Here is a 22975-nt window from a genome sequence, read left to right as displayed (position 1 = left end):
CCCTCGGGGGTTCAGGCCGCAACCGGCGCCGGCTGGACGTTCTGGTTGTGGTGGAAGAGGTTGTACGGGTCGTAGGCGCGCTTGACCTCCGCGAGCCGGTCGTAGTGGCCGCGGTAGGTGGCCCTGACCCGCTCCTGGCCCTCGCCCTCGCCGATGAAGTTGACGTACGAGGCGCCCATGGAGTGCGGGTGCAGTTCCTCCCAGTAGTCGACGCACCACTGCCGGACGGCCGCCGCGTTGGCCGGGTCGGGGTCGATGCCTCCGATGACCCCCGACCAGACGGCGTCGCGGTAGCTCCAGGCGGTGTCGTCGGGACCGAGGCGGTGGGCGGCGCCGTCGACGGGATAGAGGTGCATCATCGAGAGGTCGCTGGGCAGGTTCTCGCCGAACTTGTGGTGGACGTCGATCGATTCGTCCGTGATGCGGTCGAAGAAGTCCCCGCGCCAGTACCACTGGAGGCCCGGAGGGATCAGGTCGTCGAACATGCTCTGCAGCGCCGGGTACGGCATCGGCGCGGCGAAGTGGAAGGCGGGCGGTACGGGGTCGGTCACGGCGGCGAGTGCCTGGTCGAATCGCCCAGGGTCACCGGCCCAGCACCAGATGACCCCGCACATCCGGCGCCCGTGGAGGTCCTCGGGGAACGGCGGTCCGGGCGGCACGGCCATCACGGCGAAGAAGCCGTTCAGGTCCTCCGACGCCCGCGGCAGGAACTCGCGGTACCACTGCATCACTTCGCGGATCCGGTCGATCGGCCACAGGGTGACCGCCATCCCGACGGTGTGCACCGGGTGCAGCCGGAACAGGAAGGAGGTGACGACGCCGAAGTTGCCGCCGCCGCCGCGCAGCGCCCAGAACAGGTCCGGGTGCTCCGTCTCGCTCGCGGTGACGAAGCTGCCGTCGGCGAGGACGACGTCCGCGGCCAGCAGGTTGTCGGCCGTCAGACCGTACTTGCGGGTGAGGTGGCCGTGCCCGCCGCCGAGGGTGAGGCCGGCGACACCCGTCGTCGACATGATGCCGGAGGGGGTGGCGAGCCCGAAGGCGTGCGAGGCGTGGTCGAGGTCGGCCAGCAGGGCTCCGCCGCCGGTCAGCGCGGTCTTCGCGACCGGGTCGACGCGCACCCAGCGCATCGGGGAGAGGTCGACGGTGACACCGCCGTCGGCGAGGCACTGCCCCGCGGCTCCGTGTCCGCCGTCCCTGACGGCGATTTCGAGCCCGTGGTCGCGGATGTAGTCGACGGCGTTCATGACGTCCCCGGCGTCGGCGCAGCGTACGAAGGCGGCCGGCCGCCGGTCGATCATCGCGTTGTAGATCTTCCTGGCCTCGTGGTACTGCGGGTCCTCGGGGCCGATCACCGGGCCGCGCAGTACGGTCCGCATCTCTTCCAGCGTGGTGGCGTCCATGGGTGTGCTCCGTCGGTGTGCCGGCCGCGAACCCCCGTGCGGCCTCGCGGGCCCTTCCGGCCGCTTTGCTGCGGCGCCCCGGTCCGCACGTCCGCGGCGGCGGGGCCATGGCCCTGCCGCGCCCTGCCGCGCGCGGGAGCGGCTGGCACGAAGGGCCGACAAGCCAAGGGTCGCGCCGCCGGCGGCGGCTCGCAATGGCAGCGTCCGGGCACCGGCGGGGGCCCACCCCTGCCGTCCCGGCGGGGCGGGCCCGTTCGGCCGTCGGCGGCCGGGCGCCGTCCGTCAGCGGCCGGGGCACTCCTTCCAGGCCATGTGGTAGATCGTGCTGATGTCACCGTCGGTGGAGTCCATGGTCATGAAGCTGGTGCTGCCGGGCGCGGACGTTCCGGCGCTGACCCTGATCTCCGTGTTGATGTTGAAGTTCCGCTGCACGCCGCAGGGTGCCCAGACGAGCTGCGCCCACTCCGTGGTGTCGGTGGCCTGCCAGTTGTCGTCGTACGGGCCCTGGAACGGGTGCGACCTGGCCGCGGTGTTCGACGCGCCCTGGAAGTAGTACGACGCCTTCTGGGTGGCGCTCGCGCCGTCCTGGAGGTGGGCGAAACCGCGGTAGTCGGCGCTCGCGATCGCGTAGGTGAAGCCCTGCGGGACGTGCACGACCAGGTTGAGCTGGCAGTTCTTGCGGAACGCGGTGGGGTCGGAGTTGCCGCCGACCTGGGCGAGGTAGTCGCTGTAGGTGACGGTGAAGGCGGTGTTGTCCGGTGAGACGGCGATGGCGGCCGTCCCCTGCGGACAGCCGGAACCGTTGACCGTGGCGACCTCGATCACGATCCGGTCCGGGGGCGGGTCGGTGATGACGGTGGGGTTGTGCGCGGGGAACGCGGTGGCGAACAGCGCGGCGATCGCGCCACTCGCGAGCAGGCCGGCGGCCATGTTGTCTCCGATCCGTTGCTTCGGTGTTCCCGGGCAGTGCGGGCGCGGGCACGCGCCGCCTCGGGCTTGGGGGGTGCAGCCTCCGTGAGGACGGAAGCCGTCGCGGACCAGGTGCTTCGGATTTCAACGAAGGTCATGCGCATGACAACCGTCCACCGGCCCTGTGAAGGAGCTGTGAAGGCCGGGAGTCACCGCATCGTACGAATCACCGCACAGGCCGGCCAGGGCGATCTCCGGCCATTCGCACGCCGGCGCCGTTGGCCGGATCGGACCGGGCGCCGGCGCCGGGTCCCGCGGCGGGATCGAGCGAGGGCCGGGAGACCATGCGGTAACGGTCACCCCGGTAGACCGAGTGCACGTACCCGACGGGACGTCCGGCGCGGTCGGTGGTGAGTCGCTCGACGAGCAGCGCCGGGGACAGCACCGGAACGCCGAGGATCCCGGCCTCCACCTCGTTCACCACCGTCGGCTCGATGGACTGCACGGCCTCACTGACGTGCACTCCGTGACGCTCCCCCGGATGCGCGTACAGGTCCCCCGCCTCCAGCTCCGCCGGGGTGAGGCGGGGCCCCAGTCCGGCGGCAGGTGCAGGTGCTCGACGGCCATGGTCCGGCCGCCGACCAGCCGCAGCCGTGCGGCGTTGAGCAGTTCGGCGGCGGGCGAGACGCGCAGCCGGCGGCCGATGCGGGCCCAGGGGTGGCGGTCGCCGGTTACCGCTCGGAGGGCGTGAGCCGGGAGGGCTCGACCCGAGGCCACCTACGGGGGACAGGGGTGGGCGCCGGCGGGGGCACCCGCCCCAGCTTCTTATCGTCACCTTGACGAAAGTCATGACACCCCATATCGTCCTAGTGACGACAACAGGGGGTTCAGCTCATGGCCGACATCAGCAGACGCCTCGGACGGCGCCACCTTCGCTCCGCGCCCACCTCGTACATACGCCACCACCGGCGCGGCCGGCTCGCCCACGAGGGGCCCGGGATCAGCTTCTGGTTCCGCGCGCTCACCGCGGCGCTCTCCGAAGTACCGGTCGACGACCGGGAACTGGCCATGACGTTCCACGCCCGCACGTCCGACTTCCAGGACGTCACCGTGCAGGCGACCGTGACGTACCGCATCAGCGACCCGGCCACCGCCGCCGCCCGGCTGGACTTCTCCATCGACCCCGACTCCGGGATCTGGCGCGGCTCCCCGCTGGAGCAGATCTCCACCCTGCTCACCGAGATCGCCCAGCAGCACACCCTAGACGTGCTGGCCCGCACCGCGCTCTCCGACGCGCTGGTGGGAGGGGTCACGGCGGTCCGCGAGAGGATCTCGGCCGGGCTGGCGGCCGAACCCCGGCTGCCCGGCACGGGCATCGAGGTGGTGGCGGTCCGTGTGGTCGCCGTACGTCCCGAGCCCGAGGTCGAGCGGGCACTGCGCACCCCCGCCAGGGAGCAGATCCAGCAGGAGGCGGACCGGGCGACGTACGAACGGCGAGCCGTCGCCGTCGAGAACGAACGGGCCATCGCCGAGAACGAGCTGGCCAGCAAGATCGAACTGGCCCGCCGGGAGGAGCAGTTGGTCGAACAGCGTGGTACCAACGCACGGCGCGAGGCCGAGGAGGACGCCGCCGCGGACGCCGTGCGGGCAGGCGCGGAGGCGGCCCGTATCGTGCGGTTGGCCAAGGCCGAGGCGGAGGCGGCCCGCGAGGCGGGCGAGGCTCGCGCCGGGGCCCGTGCGGCCTGGCTGCGGGCACACGCCGACACCTCTCCGGCCACGCTCAACGCGCTGGCGGTGGGCCGGCTCGCCGACAACCTGCCGCGCGTCGACAGCATCACCCTGACCCCGGACGTGCTCACCGGGCTGGTCGCCCGGCTCGGGACCCCGCACCGCGCGGGCGGGCCGGCGGGGCGGTCACGCCGTGCGGGCCAGGCGTGAGCCTGGCGCCGCGCGCGGTCCTGGTGCACCGCGCGACCGAGTACGAGGAGCTGCTGGCCCGCCACGGGACGCATGGCCAGGCGGAGTTCTTCCTGGCCTCGCGCGGGCAGAGCATCAAGGAGGTGGCCGAGCGGCACCACCGTACGAGGAGGGCACTCGCGGAGGTCGCCGCGGCGGTGCCGCTCCAGTGGCGGCGGACGCGGCTGGAACGGGCGGATCTCGACCGGTTCCTGTTCGCGCCCGAGGACGTGGTGGTCGTCGTGGGGCAGGACGGTCTGGTCGCCAACACCGCCAAGTACCTCGACGGCCAGCCGGTGGTGGGCATCGACACCGACCCCGGCCGCAACCCGGGCGTCCTGGTGCGCCATCACGCCGAGGACGCCCGGAGGCTGCTGCGCGCGGCCACGTCCCGGGGCGCGGTGGCCGAGGAACTCACCATGGTCGAGGCGGTCACCGACGACGGGCAGCGCCTCCTCGCCCTGAACGAGATCTACTTCGGCAGAGCGGGCCACCAGACGGCCCGCTACCGCCTGCGCCCCGGGGACGGCGCCCCCGGCGAGCCCCAGGCCTCCTCGGGCGTGCTGGTCGGCACGGGCACTGGCTGCACCGGGTGGCTGCGGTCGCTGTGGCAGCAGCGGGGCAGCGCCATGGCGCTGCCCCGCCCGGCCGATCCGCGGCTGGTGTGGTTCGTCCGGGAGGCCTGGGCCTCCCCCGCCACCGGCACCTCCCTGGTGGAGGGACTGCTGACGGGCGCGGACCGCCTGCGCCTGGTCGTGGAGTCCGACCGCCTGGTCGCCTTCGGTGACGGCATGGAGACCGACGCCGTCGAACTGACCTGGGGTCAGACGGTGGAACTCGGCGTCGCGGGCGCCGCGTTGCGGCTGCTCGGCTGAGCGGCAACGGCACGGACGGCTGACCGCGTGCGGCCGGACCTCCGCGCCGGGCCGCGCCGCACCCGGCGGGTCGTTCCCCGCACGGTCAGGCGGTGTGCAGCGTCAGCCCGTACACCGAGAGGATCTCGTTGACCGGCTGGAACCAGGTCTCGCCACCGCTGCCGCAGTTGCCCCAGCCGCCGGAGGTCACCCCCTGCGCCTGCTCGCCGCTGATGAACGAGCCGCCCGAGTCGCCCGGTTCCGCGCAGACACTCGTCTTCGTCATCTGATAAACCGCGCCCTGGCTGTAGTTGACCGTCTCGTTCTTGGCGAGGACCGTTCCGCAGTGCCAGTGCGTCGTCGAGCCCGAGCGGCAGATCGACGAGCCGACCGGCGCCTCGGCGGAACCGCGGACCAGCCGGTCGGGCACCGTTCCCCAGCCGAGGACGACCGGGACGGTCCACCAGCCGCTGTGGATGCTCACGTACGCGTAGTCGTTGCCGGGGAAGGACGAGCCCTGGAAGGTGCCCATCGCGGAGCCGTCCCAGCCGCGCACCGCGCCGCCGGGGCTGCCGCAGTGACCGGCCGTGACGAAGCCGCCGTGTACCGAGAAGCCTATGGAGCAGCGGACGTTGCCGGTGTAGTAAGGGTCACCGCCGACCGTTCCCGCGGCGAAGGTGGCCGGCCGGCCGCCCACGGTGGCCCGCACCTCGATCGGGCCGTCCGTCGCGGCCCGAGCGAGGAACTCCCTGACGGCGGCGCTGTCCGCCGCGCCCTTGCGCACGTTGACGACGACCGTGTTCGCCCGGGGATCGACGTGCCAGCTGCTGACGGCCGCGGGCGCCGCCTTCCGCTCCGCCCGCGCGTCGATGCGCGACTTCGCCGCGTCGAGCTCGGCGGCACTGTGCCGCACCACGCGGACATCGGCGCCGGTGGCCTCGACCGCCGCGGATCGCTCCTGTGCGGTGACGGCGACCGTGAGCCGGCCGGAGGAGGCGTCGAACCAGGAACCGGCGTAGGCGCTCCCGGCGGCGCGACGGGCCTTCGGCTCGGTCTTCATCGCGTCCGCCTCCTGGGCGAGCCGCTCGCGTGCCCGGTCCTCGGACACGGCCAGTCCGCGCGCCACGGCCGTGACCACTTCGGCGGATACGGGCGCGGTGTCCGCCGCCGGGGCCGCGGCGGCGGACGGGGAGAGGGCCGTGGCACCGAAGGCGCCCAGCATGAGGAGGGTCGACAGTCCGAGACGCACACCGGTTCTGTGTCGCATGGCGATTGCCCTTCCGTTGTTCCATCGAGGTGGGGGCGGAACATGTCCTGAGAGCGCTCTCAGGCCGTGCTTGTGGCGGAGCCTAGAGAGATGGAATCGCCATGTCCATACCAATGCAGGCCACCGGCCCGGACGGCCGGAGCCGGGCGGCCGCGTACGAGGACGATGTCGCGGCGCCCGCGAGGAGGTCGACGAGGCCGCCCGGAGCGATGTCCGCAGCGGCAAGTGGGCGGCCCTTCGGGCGCTGGCTCTGTGCGGGAAATCGACCGCCCGGGGGACCCGGATACGGCCCTGTTCGTCCACACCGCAGAGGCGGGATCACCGTCGAAACGGGCCCTGGATCTCCTCGGGAGCTGGACCCTCGGCGGCTCAAGCGCCGGACACGAGCACCGGCACCGGGCAACCCGCCCGACAACAGCGGGCCACGGCCATCAGAGATGACGAATTCGAAGGTCCTGGGCTGCCGCCGGCCGGGCCGTCCGTCCGCAGCGGACGGCAAGGCAAAGGCAAAGGCAAGGAGTTGCCACTCCTCGCCACTCTCAACGTATAGCGCACGGGGGGGCTTGCGGCAAGGCCCCCGTCATGCCTCAGGATGGTCGACCGAGACCGGAACCTAAGGAAATAAGGGGATTTACGGCATGCGTGTGGTGTTGTCGACGTGGGGATCGCGGGGGGACGTCGAGCCGCTGGCCGGACTCGCGGTGCGGTTGCGGGAACTCGGCGCGGAGGTGCGGGTGTGCGCGCCGCCGGACAAGGAGTTCGCGGCGCTGCTGGCCCGTGCCGGCGTGCCGCTGGTCCCGCTCGGCCCGACGGTGCGCTCGGTGGTGACCGGCGAGAAGCCGCCGTCGGCGGCGGACGCGTTCCGGCTGGCGGCCGAGCTGGTCGCCGCGCGGTTCGACACGCTCGCCGCGGCGGCCGAGGGATGTGACGCGCTGCTGGCGACCGGCCTGATGCCGGCCGGCGCACGCTCGGTGGCCGAGAAACTGGGCATCCGCTACGTGTTCGCGTGCTTCCACACGTTCGGACTGCCGTCGCGGCACTTCCCTCCGGGTGCGCGGCCCGGCAGGCAGTCCTCGCCGGAGGAGACCGACCTCAAGGTGCTCTGGGAAGAGGACGCCCAGCGCGTGAACGCGTTGTACGGCGAGGCGCTCAACAGGCACCGGGCGGCGATCGGCATGCCCCCGGTGGACAACGTCCGCGACCACGTCTTCACCGACCGGGCGTTGCTGGCGGCAGACCCGGTCCTGGTCCCGTGGCGCGACATGACGGAGCTCGACCTCGTGCAGACCGGGGCGTGGATCCTGCCGGACGAACGCCCGCTCCCCGAAGAACTGGAGGCGTTCCTGGACGCCGGCGCACCGCCGGTGTACGTGGGCTTCGGCAGCATGGCCATGCACACCTCACCGGACCTCGCCCGGGTGGTCGTCCGGGCGGTCCGCGCTCACGGCCGCCGCGTACTCGTCGCCCGCGGATGGGCGGACCTGGCCCTGATCGACGACCGGGACGACTGCTTCGCCGTCGGCGAGGTCAACCAGCAGGCCCTGTTCGGCCGGGTGGCCGCCGTCGTGCACCACGGCGGCGCGGGCACCACGACGACGGCCGCCCGGGCCGGCGCGCCCCAGGTGGTGGTACCCCAGTTCGCGGACCAGCCGTACATGGCCGCCCGGGTGGCCGAACTGGGCATCGGCACGGCACACGACGGTCCGGCGCCGACCGCCGAGTCCCTCTCGGCCGCGCTCGGCACCGCCCTGAGCCCCGAGACCCGGGCACGGGCGAGGGCCGTCGCCGGCACGATCCGCACCGACGGGACGACGGTCGCGGCGGAACTCCTGCTCGACGCGGTCAGCCGGGGAAAGCCGCCCGTGTCCGCGTGAACCACCGGGCGGACCCGGTCCCCGGACCGCCCGCGGGGCGTGCCGCTGGAGGACCGGGTCCTGTCGGTCGCCGCGCGCCGGCGCACGAACCCGGCTCCGCGGCAGCTCCCGCGGTGCCGTCCGGAGTCCCGAGGTCCGCGGCCGACCCGCCGTGAGCGCGGGCTTCCTGCGGGATCGGCCCGAACTCGCGGGCGGCGTCCGGTATTCGCGCGGGGCGGCGGCCGGGTGCGGCCCGGACGTGCGGCGTGGTCAGAGGGCGGCGGCGTAACCCGGGAGGACCACGTCCCGGATGATCTCGTTGCGCTCGTCGAAGGGGAGGAACGCGCCCTTGAGGGCGTTGACCGTGACGGTCCGCAGGTCCTCGACGGTCCAGCCCGCCTCGGCGACCAGGAGCGACATCTCCCGGGTCATGGTCGTACCCGACACCAGGCGGTTGTCGGTGTTGAGCGTGACCCGGAAGCCGAGGTCGCGCAGCAGGGTGATCGGGTGGCCGGCTATCGAGCCGGCCGCGCCGGTCTGCAGATTGGAGGTGGGGCACATCTCCAGCGCGATGCGCCGGTCGCGTATCCACTCCGCCAGCCGGCCCGGCTTCCCGTCGACGATGTCGTCGGTGATGCGGACGCCGTGCCCGATGCGCTGGGCGCCGCACACCTGGATGGCCTGGTGGATGCTGGGGAGTCCGTGCGCCTCGCCCGCGTGGATGGTGAAGGGGACGTTCTCGGCGCGCAGGTACCGGAAGGCGTCGAGGTGGTCGGCGGGCGGGAAGCCGTCCTCGGCGCCCGCGATGTCGAAGCCGACCACACCCGCGTCGCGGAAGGCGACGGCGAGGCCGGCGACCTCGCGGCTGCGGTCGGCCATCCGCATGGCGCACAGCAGGGTGCCGACCCTGACCGGGGTGCCCGCGGCCGCGGCCCTTGCCATGCCGGCCGCCAGGCCCTCCTGCACGGTCTCGACGACCTCGGGCAGGGTCATCCCGGCGCCCACGAGCAGTTCGGGGGCGTAGCGGACCTCGCCGTAGACGACGCCGTCGGCGGCGAGGTCGAGGACGTACTCCTCGGCGACGCGCAGCAGCCCTTCACGGTGCCGCATCACGGCGATGGTGTGCTCGAAGGTGGCGATGTAGCGGACCAGGTCACCGGAGTTCGCGGCCTCGAAGTACCAGGCGGCCAGTGCCTCGGGGTCGGTGGCGGGGAGGGAGTGTCCGACCGCGCCGGCCAGTTCCACCAGGGTCCGCGGGCGGAGCCCGCCGTCGAGGTGGTCGTGCAGGACGGCCTTGGGCAGGCGTCGGAGGGTCTCGGTGTCGGGCGCGGTCATTCGGTGTGCTCCTGCGTGGGTGGTTCGGGGACGTTGCAGCAGTTATACGTAACACTGGCGCGGTGGGGCAAGGCCGGGGCGGCAGGGTGACGGCGGGGACCGGCGGTGTCGTGCGGGCGGTGTCGTGCGGGCGGGCGGTGTCCGCGTCAGGCGGGGACGGGACCGACCTTCTCGGCCGCGGCACGCAGCGCGTCGAGCACCGGGCGGATGAGCGGGTGCTCCTCCGCCCCGCAGCGGACCGCCGCGAAGACCCGGCGCGTGGGCGCCGTGCCGTCGACCGGGCGGACGACGACCCCGCCGAGGTCCGTGTCGCGCAGCGCCGAGCGCGGCACGAGGGCGACGCCCGCCCCCGCCCCGGCCAGCGCGACCACCGCGCGGAAGTCGTCCGAGTGGTGCTCGACCCGGGGCTGGAAACCGGCGTACTCGCAGGCCAGGACGATCACGTCGTGGCAGGGGTTGCCCGGGTAGGGGCCCGCCCAGGTGTCCTTGGCGAGGGCCGTCACCGGGACGCGGGTCTGCCCGGCGAGCGGGTGCCCGAGCGGCAGGACGGCGTCGAAGGGCTCGGCGTACAGCGGGACCCGGGTCAGCCGCCGGTCGTCCTCGGCCGGGGCGCCGCGGTACTCGACGGCGACCGCCACGTCGACCTGGCGGTCGAGCACCATGGGCAGGCTGGCGTCGCCCTCGGCGTCCTGGACCCTCACCCGGATGCCGGGTGAGGCCACGGCCAGTTCGGCGACGGCCGGGGCCAGGACAAGCGCGATGCCGGTGGCGAAGGCGGCGACGGTGACGATGCCGCCCTCGCCCGAGCCGTAGGCGGCGAGCTCCGCCTCCGCGCGTTCCAGCTGGGCGAGCACGGCATGGGCGTGGCCGAGCAGGATCTCCCCCGCCGGGGTCAGCCGTACGCCGCGCGCGCCGCGTTCGAACAACCGGTGGCCGGTCTCCTGCTCCAGCGCCGCGAGCTGCTGGGACACGGCCGAAGGGGTGAGGTAGAGCGCGGCGGCCGCGGCCGTCACCGTGCGGTGGTCCGCCACCGCGCGCAGGATGTGCAGCCGCCGTGCCTCGATCATGCCCCTATCCTCGCAGGGCCGCCCTGGCGTCGACGAAGGCGTCGACGGCACGGTGCACGTCGGCGGCGGAGTGGGCGGCCGAGAGCTGGACGCGGATACGTGCCTGGTCCTGCGGGACGACCGGGTACGAGAACCCGATGACGTACACGCCACGTTCCAGGAGCAGCTCGGCCATCCGGCCCGCCCGGGAGGCGTCCCCGATCATCACGGGGGCGATGGGGTGGTCGCCGGGAAGGATGTCGAAGCCCTCCTCGGTCATCCGGGAGCGGAACAGCGCGGTCCGGGCCGCCAGCCGCTCGCGCAGATCGCCTGCGGACTCCAGCAGGTCGAGGACCTTCAGGGAGGCGGCGGCGATGACGGGTGCGAGGGAGTTGGAGAACAGGTAGGGACGGGAGCGCTGGCGGAGCAGGGCGACGATCTCGGAGCGGGCGGCGACATAGCCGCCGGAGGCACCGCCGAGTGCCTTGCCGAGCGTGCCGGTGACGATGTCGACGCGGTCCATGACGCCGTGCAGTTCCGGAGTGCCCCGGCCGCCGGGACCGACGAAGCCGACGGCGTGCGAGTCGTCGACCATGACCATGGCGCCGCGGCGGTCGGCGAGGTCGCAGATCTCGCGCAGGGGGGCCACGTAGCCGTCCATGGAGAACACGCCGTCGGTGACGATCAGCTTGCGGCGCGCCCCGGACTCCGTGGCTTCCTTGAGCCGCCGCTCCAGGTCGGCCATGTCGCGGTTGGCGTAGCGATGGCGGCGGGCCTTGGACAGGCGGATGCCGTCGATGATGCTGGCGTGGTTCAGGGCGTCGGAGATGACCGCGTCCCGCTCGTCGAGGAGGGTCTCGAAGACTCCGCCGTTGGCGTCGAAGCAGGAGGAGTAGAGGATGGTGTCCTCCTGGCCGAGGAAGGCGGAGATCCGCCCCTCGAGTTCCTTGTGCACCTCCTGCGTGCCGCAGATGAAGCGGACGGAGGCCAGCCCGTAGCCCCACCGGTCCAGCGCCTGGTGCGCGGCGGCGATCACCTCGGGGTGGTCGGCGAGACCGAGGTAGTTGTTCGCGCAGAAGTTGAGCACCTCACCGGGTGTCCCGCCGGCGGTCACGGCGACGGTCGCACTCTGCGGCGTGCCGATGACCCGCTCGGGCTTGTGCAGCCCGGCGGCGCGGATCTCGTCGAGGGTGGTCCGCAGCTCGTCGCGTACGGCATCGAACATCAAGGGCTCCGTGGAGAGGGAAGGGAGGGAAGAGGGAAGGAGAGTTGCGCCGCCGCCGGGGCGCGGCGCGCGGACGGGCGGCCGGCGGTCCGGAGGGGGTTGATGGCTGCTCGCCGGGGAGTGTGTACGAGGTCGGGTTGGCTCGATCGTGTGGTGGTCGGCTTGTGGGCTTGCGGTGTGCTGGGCTGCTCGGCTACGGCGATCGTGCTGTCTGGCACGGCGGGTACGGCGCCTGGGGGCACCCCGGCGGTAGCCGGGGGAGTGCGGGGCCCCCGCTCCACCGGAGTGATGGTTCGGGGCCTCCGCGCCGCCTCCGGCCGTTTCCGTCCGGCCGTCCGGCCGGGTCGCGAGGGAACCGGCCTCTCGGGATTCGGACCACGGACGGGATCCGTGTCGCCGCTCCGGGGCCGAGTACGCCGGGGACCAGTGCGCCCAAGACAGCTCGGGGGGTGAAACTGAATGGGCTCACCTGCTCAGTCTTCAGAAAACGGTCAGGCGGTCCAGTCCAGGATCACCTTGCCGCCGAGGCCGCTCGCGGCGTCGTCGAAGGCGGCCTCGAAGGCTCCGTACGGGTAGCGGCCGGTGATGACGGGCGTGAGATCCAGGCCGCCTTCGAGGAGTACGGACATGGCGTACCACGTCTCGAACATCTCACGGCCGTAGATGCCCTTGATGGTGATCATCGAGGTGACGATCCTGGCCCAGTCCACCGGGAACTCCTGGGCGGGCAGCCCGAGCATGGCGATCCGGCCGCCGTGCGTCATGTTGGCGATCATGTCGCGCAGAGCCTCGGGCCGTCCCGACATCTCCAGTCCGATGTCGAAGCCCTCGCGCATGCCGAGTTCACGCTGCCCCTGACCGATGGTGGTCTCGGCGACGTTGAGGGCGAGAGTGGCGCCGACCTTGCGGGCGAGGTCGAGGCGCGGCTCGCTCACGTCGGTGACGACGACGTTGCGGGCGCCCGCGTGCCGGGCCACGGCGGCGGCCATGAGGCCGATCGGGCCCGCACCGGTGATCAGCACGTCCTCGTTGACCAGCGGGAAGGACAGGGCGGTGTGCACGGCGTTGCCGAAGGGATCGAAGACGGCGGCGACGTCGAGGTCCACGGGGTGGCGGTGCACCCACACGTTCGGCGCGGGCAGCGTGACGTACTCGGCGAAGGCACCGTCCCTGCCGACGCCGAGACCGACCGTGCTGCGGCACAGATGGCGGCGGCCGGCAAGGCAGTTGCGGCACTTGCCGCACACCAGGTGGCCCTCGCCGCTCACCAGGTCGCCGACGTGGACGTCCCGGACGTCCCTGCCGGTCTCGGCGACCTCTCCGACGAATTCGTGGCCGATGACGAGCGGGGCGTCGATGGACCGGCGGGCCCAGCCGTCCCAGGCGCGGATGTGCAGATCCGTGCCGCAGATGCCGGTTCGCAGGACTCTGATCAGTACCTCGTCCGGTCCGACGGCCGGCTCCGGCACATCGGCGAGCCACAGGCCCGGCTCGGCCTTCTCCTTGACGAGCGCCTTCAACGCGATGGCTCCTGTCCTCGGTCCCCGGCGCGCTCGGACGCCGCCGGGGACGTCCTCGGGTACGCGGATGTCCGGGCCGGGCGTGGGGTCTTCCGCCCCGGTCGCCCATCAATCTGGCCCACGGCCGCGGTGCGGGTCCATCGAGGTTTTCTTAAGCGGCACCGCAGTTCGGCTTCACGCCGGTCCGCCGCCCGCCTCTGCGCAGCGATCCGGCCGTGTTCGGCGGGAACCCTGGTTCGCCTCGGTCGGGGGCCGTCGAGGGTGTCCCCCGCCCGGCGTAGCGGAGCACCGCCTTCCGCGCGGTGGCGGCCGCCGCGGCACGGACGTAGTACGGACTCGAGACCAGGCAGAACGGGCCCCGCCGTCCGTGGGGCCCACCGACCGAGGAGGAATCATGCAGCAGCCCGCTACGACCCCGATGAGCAAGCAGATGCAGGACGCCGTCGAGGCGTGCATGGCCTGCTACACGGTCTGCGAGGAGACCATGAGCTCCTGCCTGCAGACCGGCGGTCAGCCGCAGATGCAGATCATGCGCGCGGTCATGGACTGCGCCGAGATGACCCGCATCTGCGCGGACATGATGATGCGCAGGTCGCCGATGTCGGCCGAGATGTGCGCGATGTGCGCTCGGGCCTGCGACATGTGCACGGAGGCGTGCATGACGATGCCGGACGACACGCAGATGATGCGCTGCGCCGAGTCCTGTCGTCGCTGCGCCGAGATGTGCCGCGCGATGGCGGGCGCCACCGCCTGAGAGTCGGGCTCCGAGTCCGGCGCCCGGGTGGACGCGCCCGGGAGGACACGCCCGGGAGAGCGGCGGCGCGGGCCGGAACGCGGGGACCGCTCCCCCGTCCCGGCCCGCGACCGGCCCGCGCCCCGCTCCGCCCCGGTTCCGGGCAGTCCCGCTGCCCGGCCCGTGCGGCACCCGGGCCCGTCCCGTTTCAAGGCACCGGCCCTGGGCCCCGGTGCCGGGGCGCGGCCCGGTCGTGTCAGTTCACGAACACGGCCGGGCCGCCCGCCTGGGTGGTGTCCGAGACCGGTGCGTACTTGGCCGTGAAGTAGCCGTTGGCGAAGCACAGCGACGAGCCGGAGACCTTGCTGAACTGCTGGTTGGTGAAGGTGATGCTGTTGTCCGTGTTGCTCGCCGCGCCTGTCAGGCCGGGTGCCTGGTAGACGCAGGTGATGCTGCCCAGCAGGGTGCGCAGGACGACGGTGGTCCGGACGGTCGAGCCACTGGGCGGGGTGATGGTGACGACGCCGCCGGAGGTGACGGCGGCCGAATACGGCAGGTTGTTGACGGTGATGCTGGTGACGCCGAGGACCCCGGTCACGTTGCTGCTGCAACTGGCGGCGTCGAAGGTGTGCGCGGTGACGGTCTCGGTGGCCGTACCCGGCGCCGCCGGGTTGTCGGTGACCGTGGCGCCGAAGGTGGACGACGAGCAGGACACACCGCTGGTGCCGGTGCTGCTGGAGTAGAGCGTGGCCTTGGTGCCCGCGGCGAGCGAGGCGGTCAGGACGTCGCCGGCGGCGACGGCGGTGCCGCCGGCGGAGCCGGTGGTGAGCACGGTGGCGTCGGCCGCCGAGGCGGGCGAGGCCTGTGCCAGGGCGAGTGCCGCGACGGCGGCGGCCGTGGCGAGGACGGTACGGCGAGTACGCATGCGGGTGCCTCTTTCTCCGGTGGGAACGGTGGGGTGGGAGAACACGGCGGTGCGGGCCGCCGGTCCGTGGCGTCTTCTCCGTACGCCACGGGCCGGCGGTGGTCGCCGGTCGCGGCCGGAGGCGTCGAAGGACGCCGCCCGGTCGCGCCGGTGGGGGGACGACGGCACGGCGGGGCCGCCGGAGGAGGCGGCGGGTGCCGGTGCCGTGAACGGGCCCGGCGGGTGCCGGTGCCGTGAAGGGCGCGGTGGAGTCCGCGGGTGCGCGAAGGTGCTTGCCCGTCACCGGGGACGGGCGGGGACCGGCCGTACGTGCGGTGCCGGCTGCAACAGGTGCCCCGGTGAAGGGACGGGCCCGGGAAGGACGAGCTGCGGTACGCCGATGATGTGCGGCGGCGGCACGCGAACGGACCCGGCGCCACGGATCCGATGAGACCTGCGAGATGGTTTTAGACCTGATGGTCAGTCAACGTCAATGGAATGTACGGAAGTTGAGGTGACGGGCCGGTTCCTTGACCACACCTTTGCCCTGCCGGTCCGGCCCTGCGGCTGCGCGGCCGGCGACCGGCCGGACAGGGCACCCACAGGACCGGCCCGCCATGAACACGCTTTCCACACAAAGTACTTGACCGCCTAAGTAACCGGCGGTAACTTCCAGGTCGGCCGCTGCGCCGCACACAGGACCCTCGCGCCCGCCGGGAGCCGCCGGGAGGTGTGCGCCGCAGTCGCTGTCCGCGCCAGGACAACGCGCCACAGAAGCCCGATCCCGATCCACCTTCACGTGCCCCGCACCCACGCGCTCTGGGAGAGCTGACATGGCCACGTCGCAAGATGCGAACCCGAACGACGCCGCTTCAGAGAGATCCGGCGCCGTCGGCACCACACCGGAACGGCGCGGACGCGTCCGGCTCCGTCGCTCCGCCGTGATGGCCGTGCCCGCCACGGCCGTCGCCGCCACCTTGATGATCCTCACCGCCGAGGGCGCCCTCGGTGTGCAGTTCGCCATCTCCGGCATGCCCTTCACCGTCACCGCGACCGAACTCAAGGGCACCGGCTTCGAGCAGTTCGGCGGACTCGACCAGATGGCCGAGGGCAGTCCGAACGAGGGGGACACCGGCGGCCAGGTCCTCGTCGTCGTCTCCGCGATCAAGGACGCCACACTCACCAAGCTCTGCCAGAGCGTCGACCTGGGCGGCACCAACCTCCTCATCACGGCCGGCGGCGGCGCGGACAAGGTCAGGGCGAGCAACCTGACCACCGACTCCACCGAGCTGTCCGGCAACGCGTCCTTCGACAACATCGAGATCGGCAATGACGCCAGCACCCTGACCAAGGCCGGCGTCAAGGGCCCGATCGGCGTCTTCAGCCAGCAGGCCGACACGGTCAGCATCACCAACCTGCGGCAGACCAACTACGCCACGACCGCGGCCGTGTTCAGGCTCCCCGGGCTGAAGCTGCGCTTCAGCGACACGGGCTGCTGATGTCCGGGTTCCGGCGATGGCGGGCGCACCGCCCCTTCTGGGGCGGGCTGCTGCTCACCCTGGGCGGCGCGGAGATCCTGTTCACCGAGAAGGCCGCGCTCCCGGTCGTCATGCACATCGGCATGCAGGGCCTGGCGGGCTATCTGCTGCCGGGCCTGATGGTGATCAGCGGACTGCTGGTCCTCTTCAACCCCGCCCAGCGGCTGTTCTACTCCATATGCGGTGTGCTGCTGTCCCTGGGCACCTGGCTCACCTCGAACCTCGGCGGCTTCCTGGTCGGACTGCTGCTGGGGGTCACCGGCAGCTGTCTCGCCTTCGGCTGGCTGCCGGACCAGGAGCCGCGTCGGCCCCTGCTGCCGCGCCGCCGCGCCGCGGCGGCGGCCGCCCCCCGGGAGACCTCGTAGCGGGGCCTCACCCGGCACACCGCGCGGGTCGTCTCGCCGGAGGGCCGTGCCGAACCCTCCGGCGAGCGTCCGCCATGCCCTCCTGTGAGACCCCCGCGTGCCCTCAGGCGGACCTCTCGTGCGCCCTTCGCCATGTCCTCCGCCATGTCCTCCGGCGAGACGTGGTGCGACACGTCCTGCGCGACATCCGGAAGGCCCCCTCCGCGGGACAGCGGATCGTCCGCGCGATGAACCGGAAGCCCCGCCGCCACGTATGGGAGTGGGGCCGGACCGATACGGCCCCCGGCGCACAACGCGCCGTTCCGATACGGCTTTTGGGGGCCATGGATGAGGCACGCACGACGGAACCTCCAGCGGATGGCACGGCTGGCGGCCGTCGGCGGCCTGCTCTGCGGCGGGTTCATGGTCTCGAACGCCGTGGCGGGCGAGCCTGCCGCCGGCGGGGCGGGGACCGATGACACCTCCCGGGCCGCCGAACTGACCGGCGGCCTGGTCTCCCGGCTCGGCGCCACGCGTACGGCGGGCAGCTGGATCGGGGCCGACGGGCGACCGGTCGTCGCGGTCACGGACGAGGAGGCGGCGGCCGCGGTCCGCGAGGAGGGCGCGCGGGCCAAGGTCGTCCGCTACAGCCTCCGCGAACTCCGCGAGGCCACCCGGACCCTGCGCGAGTCGCCACGGGTGACGGGGACCGCGTGGTCGGTGGACTATTCCTCCAACAAGGTGGTCGTACGGGCGGACCGCACCGTGTCCGCCGAGGAGTGGTCGCGTCTGTCCCGGATCGCCGGGGAGATCGGCGGCTCGGTGGAGATGCGGCGTACCGAGGGCGCCTTCACGACCAGGCTCAACGGGGCGGAGGCGATGTTCGCCGCCAACGGGCGCTGCTCCGCGGGCTTCAACGTGACCAACGGCGAGGACAATTACATCCTCACGGCCGGGCACTGCGGCCCGGTCGGCACCCCCTGGTTCAAGGACGCCGGTGACGCGGAGCCCTTCGGGACCACCGTGGCCGGCCGCTTCCCCGGCAACGACTTCTCCCTCATCGAGTACCAGGACGGCCAGGCCCTGCAGAACGCCGACGTCGTGAGCGTGGGCGACGGCAAGGGCGTCCGGATCACCGGGGCGGGCGAGCCGGTCGTCGGCCAGCAGGTCTTCCGCAGCGGCAGCTCCACCGGCTTCCGCACCGGCCAGGTCACCGCGCTCAACGCGACGGTCAACTACCCGGAGGGAACGGTCACCGGGCTGATCGAGACCACGGTGTGCGCCGAGCCCGGGGACAGCGGCGGCCCGCTCTTCTCCGAGGGACTGGCGCTCGGCGTCACCTCCGGCGGCAACGGCGACTGCGCGACCGGCGGCGTCACCTACTTCCAGCCCGCCACCACCGCGCTGCAGGCGCTCGGGGTCAGCCTGGCCACCGGTTCCGGGGCCGGTTCGGGGTCCGGCACGGGCAACGGCGCATCCTCCCAGGCCCAGCCCGAGCCGGCGCCGGCGCCTCCGTCCGCCGCAGCCGCTCCCGGTATCCCCGCCTCGCCCGGTACCTCCGGCGGCTTCGACCGGCAGCGGGTCGGGGAACTGGTGAACTTCCGGACCCTCACCCCCGGGCTGGGCGTCATCGGGGGGAGCCTGGTACTGCTGGTGGCCACCCACTGGATCCGCGAGCGCCAGGACCGCAGGCAGTACCGCGAGTACTACTCGGCGGGGTGGAGCTGAGCGTCTCCCCGGCTCCCCGTCACGGAGCGTCAACCCGTACCCCCGATTTGATGGCCGTCGACACGACGCGCACCCTGGGGTGAAGAGGGACGACTCGACAGGTACGTGATCGGTGACGATGCACACGGGTGGTGCCGCTCCGCAGGACGGGCCCGGCGATCAACGGGGCCCGGCCCCTGCCGCCACGGCCACCCTCGACGCGCGCGGCGTAGTGACGGCGTGGACCGAGCGTGCCCGCGGTCTCCTGGGCCACGGCCCGGGGGATGTGGTGGGGCGCCCCGGTTCTGGGCTGCTGATGGCGAATGTCTCGGACACCGTCTCCCGCGCCGTCCGCGAGGCCCTGTCCGGCGGCCGTGAGTGGACCGGCACCGCGCCCGTACGGCACCGGGACGGCCACTTCGTGGAGCTCGATCTGCGGGTCTCCCCGCTGCTCGGCTGCGACGGCAGGGCGCAGGGCTTCGTGGTGACCGGCAGTTCGGGCTGCCGGGGCGCGCACGGCGCGCCGGGCTCGGCGCGCGCCGGAACCGCGGAGGCGGGCCCCGCGGACAAGGGCCCCGCGGACAAGGGCCCCGCGAGCGTGAGCCCCGCGGAGGTGAGCCCCCCGGACGCGGGCCCCGCGGCCGCCGGGGACGGGACGGCCACCGGGGCGCGGGCCATGCTGGACGGGGCGTTCACGCAGTCGCCCCTCTTCTGCGCCGTCTTCGACACCGGGCTGCGCTTCCTGCGGATGAACGAGACCGCGGCCCGGATGCTGGGGCTGCCCGAGAACAAGGTACTCGGACGTCCGTTCCACGAAGTCCTGCACCAGCCGGCGTTCGAGGAGTTCCACCGCGTCCTGTGCCGGGTGGCCGAGAGCGGCAGCCCCGCCTGCCACGAGAGCCGCAGCCATGCCGCCGACCCGACCAGGGAGCGGGCGTGGACGAGTTGGATATGGCCGGTCAGGGACGGCGCGGGAGAGGTGTGCGGGATCGCCACCGCGACCTTCGACAGCAGTGAGCAGCACCGGGCACGGCAGCGGCTCGCCCTGCTGAGCGAGGCCGGCGCGGGGATAGGCACCACCCTGGACGTGGTGCACACGGCGCAGGAACTGGTCCGGCTGGTCGTTCCCCGGCTCGCCGACTTCGTCAGCGTGGACCTCCTGGACTCGGTGCTGCGGGGCGAGGAACCCGCACCGGGCCCGGTCGGCGGCAGTGTCGTACTGCGCCGGCTCGCCCACGACGTCTCCGAGGGCGGACCGCGCCCCGCCGTGGAACTGGGCGAGGTCGACAGATACCCGGAGTTCTCCCCACCCGCCCGCAGCCTCAGCACCGGCCGGCCGGTGCTGAGCCGGGCCGGCGACCCGGACTTCACCCTGTGGTCGGCGCGGAACGCCGCCAGGGACGTCCAGGTGCGCGAGTCCGGGATCCACTCGGTCATGGCGGTGCCGCTGCGGGCGCGCGGCATCACCCTGGGGGTGGCCGTGTTCAGCCGCGGAGAAGGCTCGGCACCCTTCGGCCGGGAGGATCTGGTCCTGGCGGAGGAACTCGCCGGCAAGGCCGCGGTCAGTGTGGACAACGCCCGCAGATACACCCGCGAACACGGCACCGCGCTCGCCCTCCAGCGCAGCCTGCTGCCCCGGCGGCTCCCGGGGCAGGCCGCCGTCGAGGTCGCCTCCCGCTATCTGCCCGCGGGATCGCAGGCGGGGGTCGGCGGGGACTGGTTCGACGTGATCCCGCTGTCCGGGACCCGGGTGGCGCTGGTGGTCGGGGACGTCGTCGGCCACGGCATCCACGCCTCCGCCACGATGGGTCGGCTGCGCATGGCGGTGAGGACCCTCGCCGACGTCGACCTGCCGCCGGACGAGTTGCTCACCCATCTCGACGACCTGGTCACCCACCTCGGCTCGGAGGACGAGGACGCGATCCCGCCCTCCGTCGAGACCGCCGGCGAACTGGGCGCCACCTGCCTTTACGCCGTGTACGACCCCGTCTCCCGGCGCTGCACCGTTGCCAGCGCCGGGCACCCGCCGCCCGTCGTCAGGCTGCCGGACGGCACGGTCGACCTGATCGACGTCACGGCGGGTCCGCCGCTGGGGATCGGCGGCATGCCGTTCGAATCGACCGAGAGGGTGCTGCCCGAGGGCAGTCTGCTCGCCCTCTACACCGACGGCCTGATCGAGGGCCGTGACATGGACCCCGACGCGGGCACCCAGGCGCTGCGCACCGCCCTGGCGGCCCCCGCCGCCTCACTGGAGATCGCCTGCACGGCCCTGCTGTCCTCGATGCTCCCCGAACGGCCCGCCGACGACGTCGCCCTGCTGATCGCGCGTACCCGTGCGCTCCATGCGGACCAGGTCGCCGAGTGGGACGTGCCGGCCGACCCCGAGCACGTGGCGGAGGCCAGACTCAGGACATCGGCGCAGCTCACCGAGTGGGGACTGGACGAGGTCGCCTTCGTCACCGAGCTGGTGGTCAGCGAGCTGGTGACCAACGCGATCCGCTACGGCGCCGCCCCGGTCCGGCTGCGGCTGATCCGGGACCGCACCCTCATCATCGAGGTCTCCGACGCCAACAGCACCGCCCCGCACCTGCGCCGGGCGCAGATCTTCGACGAGGGCGGCCGCGGGCTGCTGCTGGTCGCCCAGCTCACCCAGAGCTGGGGCACCCGGCAGACGCCGGGCGGCAAGACCATCTGGGCCGAGCAGAGCCTGGCCAACCCCTCGTCCTGACGCGGCGCCCGGCCGCCGCCGTCCGGTGCGCCGTGGGGCGGGACGCCTTCCCGGGGCGGGGTGCACGCGGGCGCGGGCCCGGGCCCGTACCCCGCCGTGTGCCGCCGTCTTCCCCGAGGCGAGGAGTGCGCCGGACGGCACGGAATCGCGGGCTTTGCGCGCCTGCCCCGAGCGGGCGGACCGTCAGGGAGTCCCTGCGGCTGTTCCGGCGGCGTGGCCGACGGCGGGCGATGCCGCCGCGGAGTCGGCGGTCGGCCCGTGCCCGAGGGCGCGGTGGTCCGGCGCGGCCGGTGGCCCGCGGGGCGCGCCGACGGGCGCTGATTTCCCCGAGCCGGACGGGTTCCGCCCGGAACGCTGGGACTCCGGGCGGAGTCCGCCGTGCGCGACCACGCCGGTTCCCGTTGGGCGGCGGTGCCCGGTCCTGCCTCGTCGGGCGCTTCGCCCGGGCGGGTGTCGTGCCTGCGCCTCAGCCGGTCCGGCGGTTCCCTCTGCGCGCGGTGAGGCGCTCCCCGTGCCGAGTACGGGGCTGACGCCTCGGCCGGCCCGGCCCGCGCGCGCCGCGTGGTGGACCGAGGGCGCGGGACGGGGTCAGAGCTCAGGGGGCGACGGGCTCGCGGCCTGGGCTCACAGGTCTGCCGCCGGCAGTCACGGGGCGCTCCAGTGGGCGGGACGGGACAGCGCGGGCGGCAGCCGGGTGGCGCGGTCGCCCTTCGCGGCGTCGAGCTGGGGTTGTGTGAGGAAGATGGCCCCGGTGAGGTCGGCGCCGGACAGGTCGGCGTCCCGCAGGTCGGCTCCGAGGAGGTCGGCCAGCCGCAGGTCGGCGCCCTTGAGGTCGGCGGCGATGAGGTACGCCCCGCGCAGGTCGGCGCCCCTGAGGTCGGTGCCCTCGAGGCCGGCCCCGACGAGGTCCGCGCCGCGGCGGCTCCTCGGGCGGCGCGGGACCGCGGCCCGGACGAGTTCGCTGGTGCGCCGGAGCAGGGCGCCGGTCTGCCGCCGGCGCGCGGACACGTCGAGGGCGACGAGCGAGCCGGGGTCCAGGAAGGTCAGCCGTTCGGTCTCCTCGAGGGCGCGGCGGATGTCGTCGCGCAGCGGGCGGGCCGCACTCGTGCGCAGCGCCCCGGCCAGGTCCAGGGCCTCGGTGAGGTGAAGCAGCAGTTCGTGGAGCTGCCGTACGACGGGGAACACCTCGAACATCCGGCGGGCGGTTTCCGGGTCGCCGCGCCAGTCCTGCCCGCCGAAGGTGATCCGGGAGACCTTCTGACCGGCGCCGAAGCAGTCGTAGACCGTGCAGCCCGTGAAACCGCTCTGCCGCAGCCCGGCATGGATGCCGCAGCGGGAGTCCGCGCCGAGGTTGGGGCAGGGCTCGCCCGCCTTCTTGTCGAGGGCGAAGTCCGCGGAGGCTGCGAACGGGAGGGCGACGCAGCACAGTCCGAAGCAGTTGCCGCAGTCTGCCCTCAGGCCGGCGGCTCGCGCGGCGGAACTCTGGTCGGGCACCGTATCTCGTTCCCCCGGACTCGCTGAAAACGTGCGGCCGCGTTCACTTCCGGGCCGTCGTGAGGAGGGTCCGGCGTGCGGACCCCTGCGCGGCCATTCTAGGTGCGCGCCGGCGCCGGTCGGCCGCCGGAGGGGACGAGGACGGGGGACGCGGATCCGGGG

General features: G+C 73.3%; 17 protein-coding genes and 1 pseudogene. 8 read left to right on the top strand and 10 right to left on the bottom strand.

Annotated features, from left to right (window positions below; translation table 11 throughout):
• Positions 1-11: 11 nt before the first annotated feature.
• The 3 genes and pseudogenes from GUY61_RS08575 to GUY61_RS08565 form a co-directional block, all read right to left on the bottom strand.
• On the bottom strand, positions 12-1400 hold the full coding sequence (locus GUY61_RS08575) for an FAD-binding oxidoreductase (protein WP_166629473.1): 1389 nt from the start codon (positions 1398-1400) through the stop codon (positions 12-14).
• A 282-nt stretch (positions 1401-1682) separates the two neighbouring features.
• Positions 1683-2330, bottom strand: coding sequence for a DUF4360 domain-containing protein (locus GUY61_RS08570; protein ID WP_166629472.1), 648 nt, complete (start codon positions 2328-2330; stop codon positions 1683-1685).
• Between the two features lie 205 nt (positions 2331-2535).
• Positions 2536-3020: pseudogene (locus tag GUY61_RS08565) on the bottom strand (GntR family transcriptional regulator); the annotation flags it as partial.
• A gap of 183 nt (positions 3021-3203) precedes the next feature.
• Here GUY61_RS08565 and GUY61_RS08560 point away from each other — a divergent pair.
• Positions 3204-4247: an SPFH domain-containing protein gene (locus tag GUY61_RS08560; RefSeq protein WP_166629471.1), complete on the top strand. Its 1044-nt coding sequence runs from the start codon at positions 3204-3206 to the stop codon at positions 4245-4247.
• On the top strand, positions 4244-5140 hold the full coding sequence (locus GUY61_RS08555; RefSeq protein ID WP_166629470.1) for an NAD(+)/NADH kinase: 897 nt from the start codon (positions 4244-4246) through the stop codon (positions 5138-5140). The genes GUY61_RS08560 and GUY61_RS08555 overlap by 4 nt, the downstream gene beginning before the upstream one ends.
• Positions 5141-5225: 85 nt before the next feature.
• Here GUY61_RS08555 and GUY61_RS08550 read toward each other — a convergent pair whose 3' ends face one another.
• Entirely contained in the window at positions 5226-6386 is a 1161-nt protein-coding gene (locus GUY61_RS08550; RefSeq protein WP_166629469.1) for a S1 family peptidase, read from the bottom strand.
• 638 nt (positions 6387-7024) lie between these two features.
• Here GUY61_RS08550 and GUY61_RS08545 point away from each other — a divergent pair.
• On the top strand, positions 7025-8260 hold the full coding sequence (locus tag GUY61_RS08545) for a glycosyltransferase (protein WP_166629468.1): 1236 nt from the start codon (positions 7025-7027) through the stop codon (positions 8258-8260).
• A gap of 249 nt (positions 8261-8509) precedes the next feature.
• On the opposite strand, the gene GUY61_RS08540 is transcribed toward GUY61_RS08545, so the two are convergent.
• The 4 genes from GUY61_RS08540 to tdh all read right to left on the bottom strand — a co-directional run bounded on the left by GUY61_RS08540 (position 8510) and on the right by tdh (position 13365).
• Entirely contained in the window at positions 8510-9574 is a 1065-nt protein-coding gene (locus tag GUY61_RS08540; protein WP_166629467.1) for an adenosine deaminase, read from the bottom strand.
• Positions 9575-9720: 146 nt separating this feature from the next.
• Positions 9721-10641 (bottom strand): LysR family transcriptional regulator, encoded by a 921-nt coding sequence (locus GUY61_RS08535; RefSeq protein ID WP_166629466.1) that lies wholly within the window; start codon positions 10639-10641, stop codon positions 9721-9723.
• 4 nt (positions 10642-10645) lie between these two features.
• Entirely contained in the window at positions 10646-11845 is a 1200-nt protein-coding gene (locus tag GUY61_RS08530) for a glycine C-acetyltransferase (RefSeq protein WP_166629465.1), read from the bottom strand.
• Between the two features lie 491 nt (positions 11846-12336).
• Positions 12337-13365: an L-threonine 3-dehydrogenase gene (gene tdh, locus GUY61_RS08525; RefSeq protein ID WP_166629464.1), complete on the bottom strand. Its 1029-nt coding sequence runs from the start codon at positions 13363-13365 to the stop codon at positions 12337-12339.
• Between the two features lie 394 nt (positions 13366-13759).
• On the opposite strand from tdh, the gene GUY61_RS08520 reads away from it, so the two are divergent.
• Positions 13760-14119 carry a four-helix bundle copper-binding protein gene (locus GUY61_RS08520; protein WP_166629463.1) on the top strand — a complete coding sequence of 120 codons (360 nt, stop codon included), beginning with the start codon at positions 13760-13762 and terminating at the stop codon, positions 14117-14119.
• A 235-nt stretch (positions 14120-14354) separates the two neighbouring features.
• Here GUY61_RS08520 and GUY61_RS08515 read toward each other — a convergent pair whose 3' ends face one another.
• Positions 14355-15023 (bottom strand): Tat pathway signal sequence domain protein, encoded by a 669-nt coding sequence (locus GUY61_RS08515; protein WP_166629462.1) that lies wholly within the window; start codon positions 15021-15023, stop codon positions 14355-14357.
• Positions 15024-15835: 812 nt separating this feature from the next.
• On the opposite strand from GUY61_RS08515, the gene GUY61_RS08510 reads away from it, so the two are divergent.
• The 4 genes from GUY61_RS08510 (at position 15836) to GUY61_RS08495 (ending at position 21319) form a co-directional block, all read left to right on the top strand.
• Positions 15836-16501: a DUF6230 family protein gene (locus tag GUY61_RS08510; RefSeq protein WP_166629461.1), complete on the top strand. Its 666-nt coding sequence runs from the start codon at positions 15836-15838 to the stop codon at positions 16499-16501.
• A complete protein-coding gene (locus GUY61_RS08505; RefSeq protein ID WP_166629460.1) occupies positions 16501-16905 on the top strand; it encodes a DUF6114 domain-containing protein in 405 nt (134 codons plus the stop codon). Before GUY61_RS08510 ends, GUY61_RS08505 begins: the two co-directional genes overlap by 1 nt.
• Positions 16906-17232: 327 nt before the next feature.
• Positions 17233-18612 (top strand): S1 family peptidase, encoded by a 1380-nt coding sequence (locus GUY61_RS08500; RefSeq protein ID WP_166629459.1) that lies wholly within the window; start codon positions 17233-17235, stop codon positions 18610-18612.
• A 118-nt stretch (positions 18613-18730) separates the two neighbouring features.
• Positions 18731-21319: a SpoIIE family protein phosphatase gene (locus GUY61_RS08495; RefSeq protein WP_166629477.1), complete on the top strand. Its 2589-nt coding sequence runs from the start codon at positions 18731-18733 to the stop codon at positions 21317-21319.
• Positions 21320-21964: 645 nt separating this feature from the next.
• On the opposite strand, the gene GUY61_RS08490 is transcribed toward GUY61_RS08495, so the two are convergent.
• Positions 21965-22813 carry a pentapeptide repeat-containing protein gene (locus GUY61_RS08490; RefSeq protein WP_166629458.1) on the bottom strand — a complete coding sequence of 283 codons (849 nt, stop codon included), beginning with the start codon at positions 22811-22813 and terminating at the stop codon, positions 21965-21967.
• Between the last annotated feature and the right edge of the window lie 162 nt (positions 22814-22975).

Source organism: Streptomyces sp. GC420, from assembly GCF_009916105.1.
In the GTDB taxonomy this organism is placed as follows: domain Bacteria; phylum Actinomycetota; class Actinomycetes; order Streptomycetales; family Streptomycetaceae; genus Streptomyces.
This window is presented reverse-complemented; position numbering and strand designations above follow the sequence as displayed.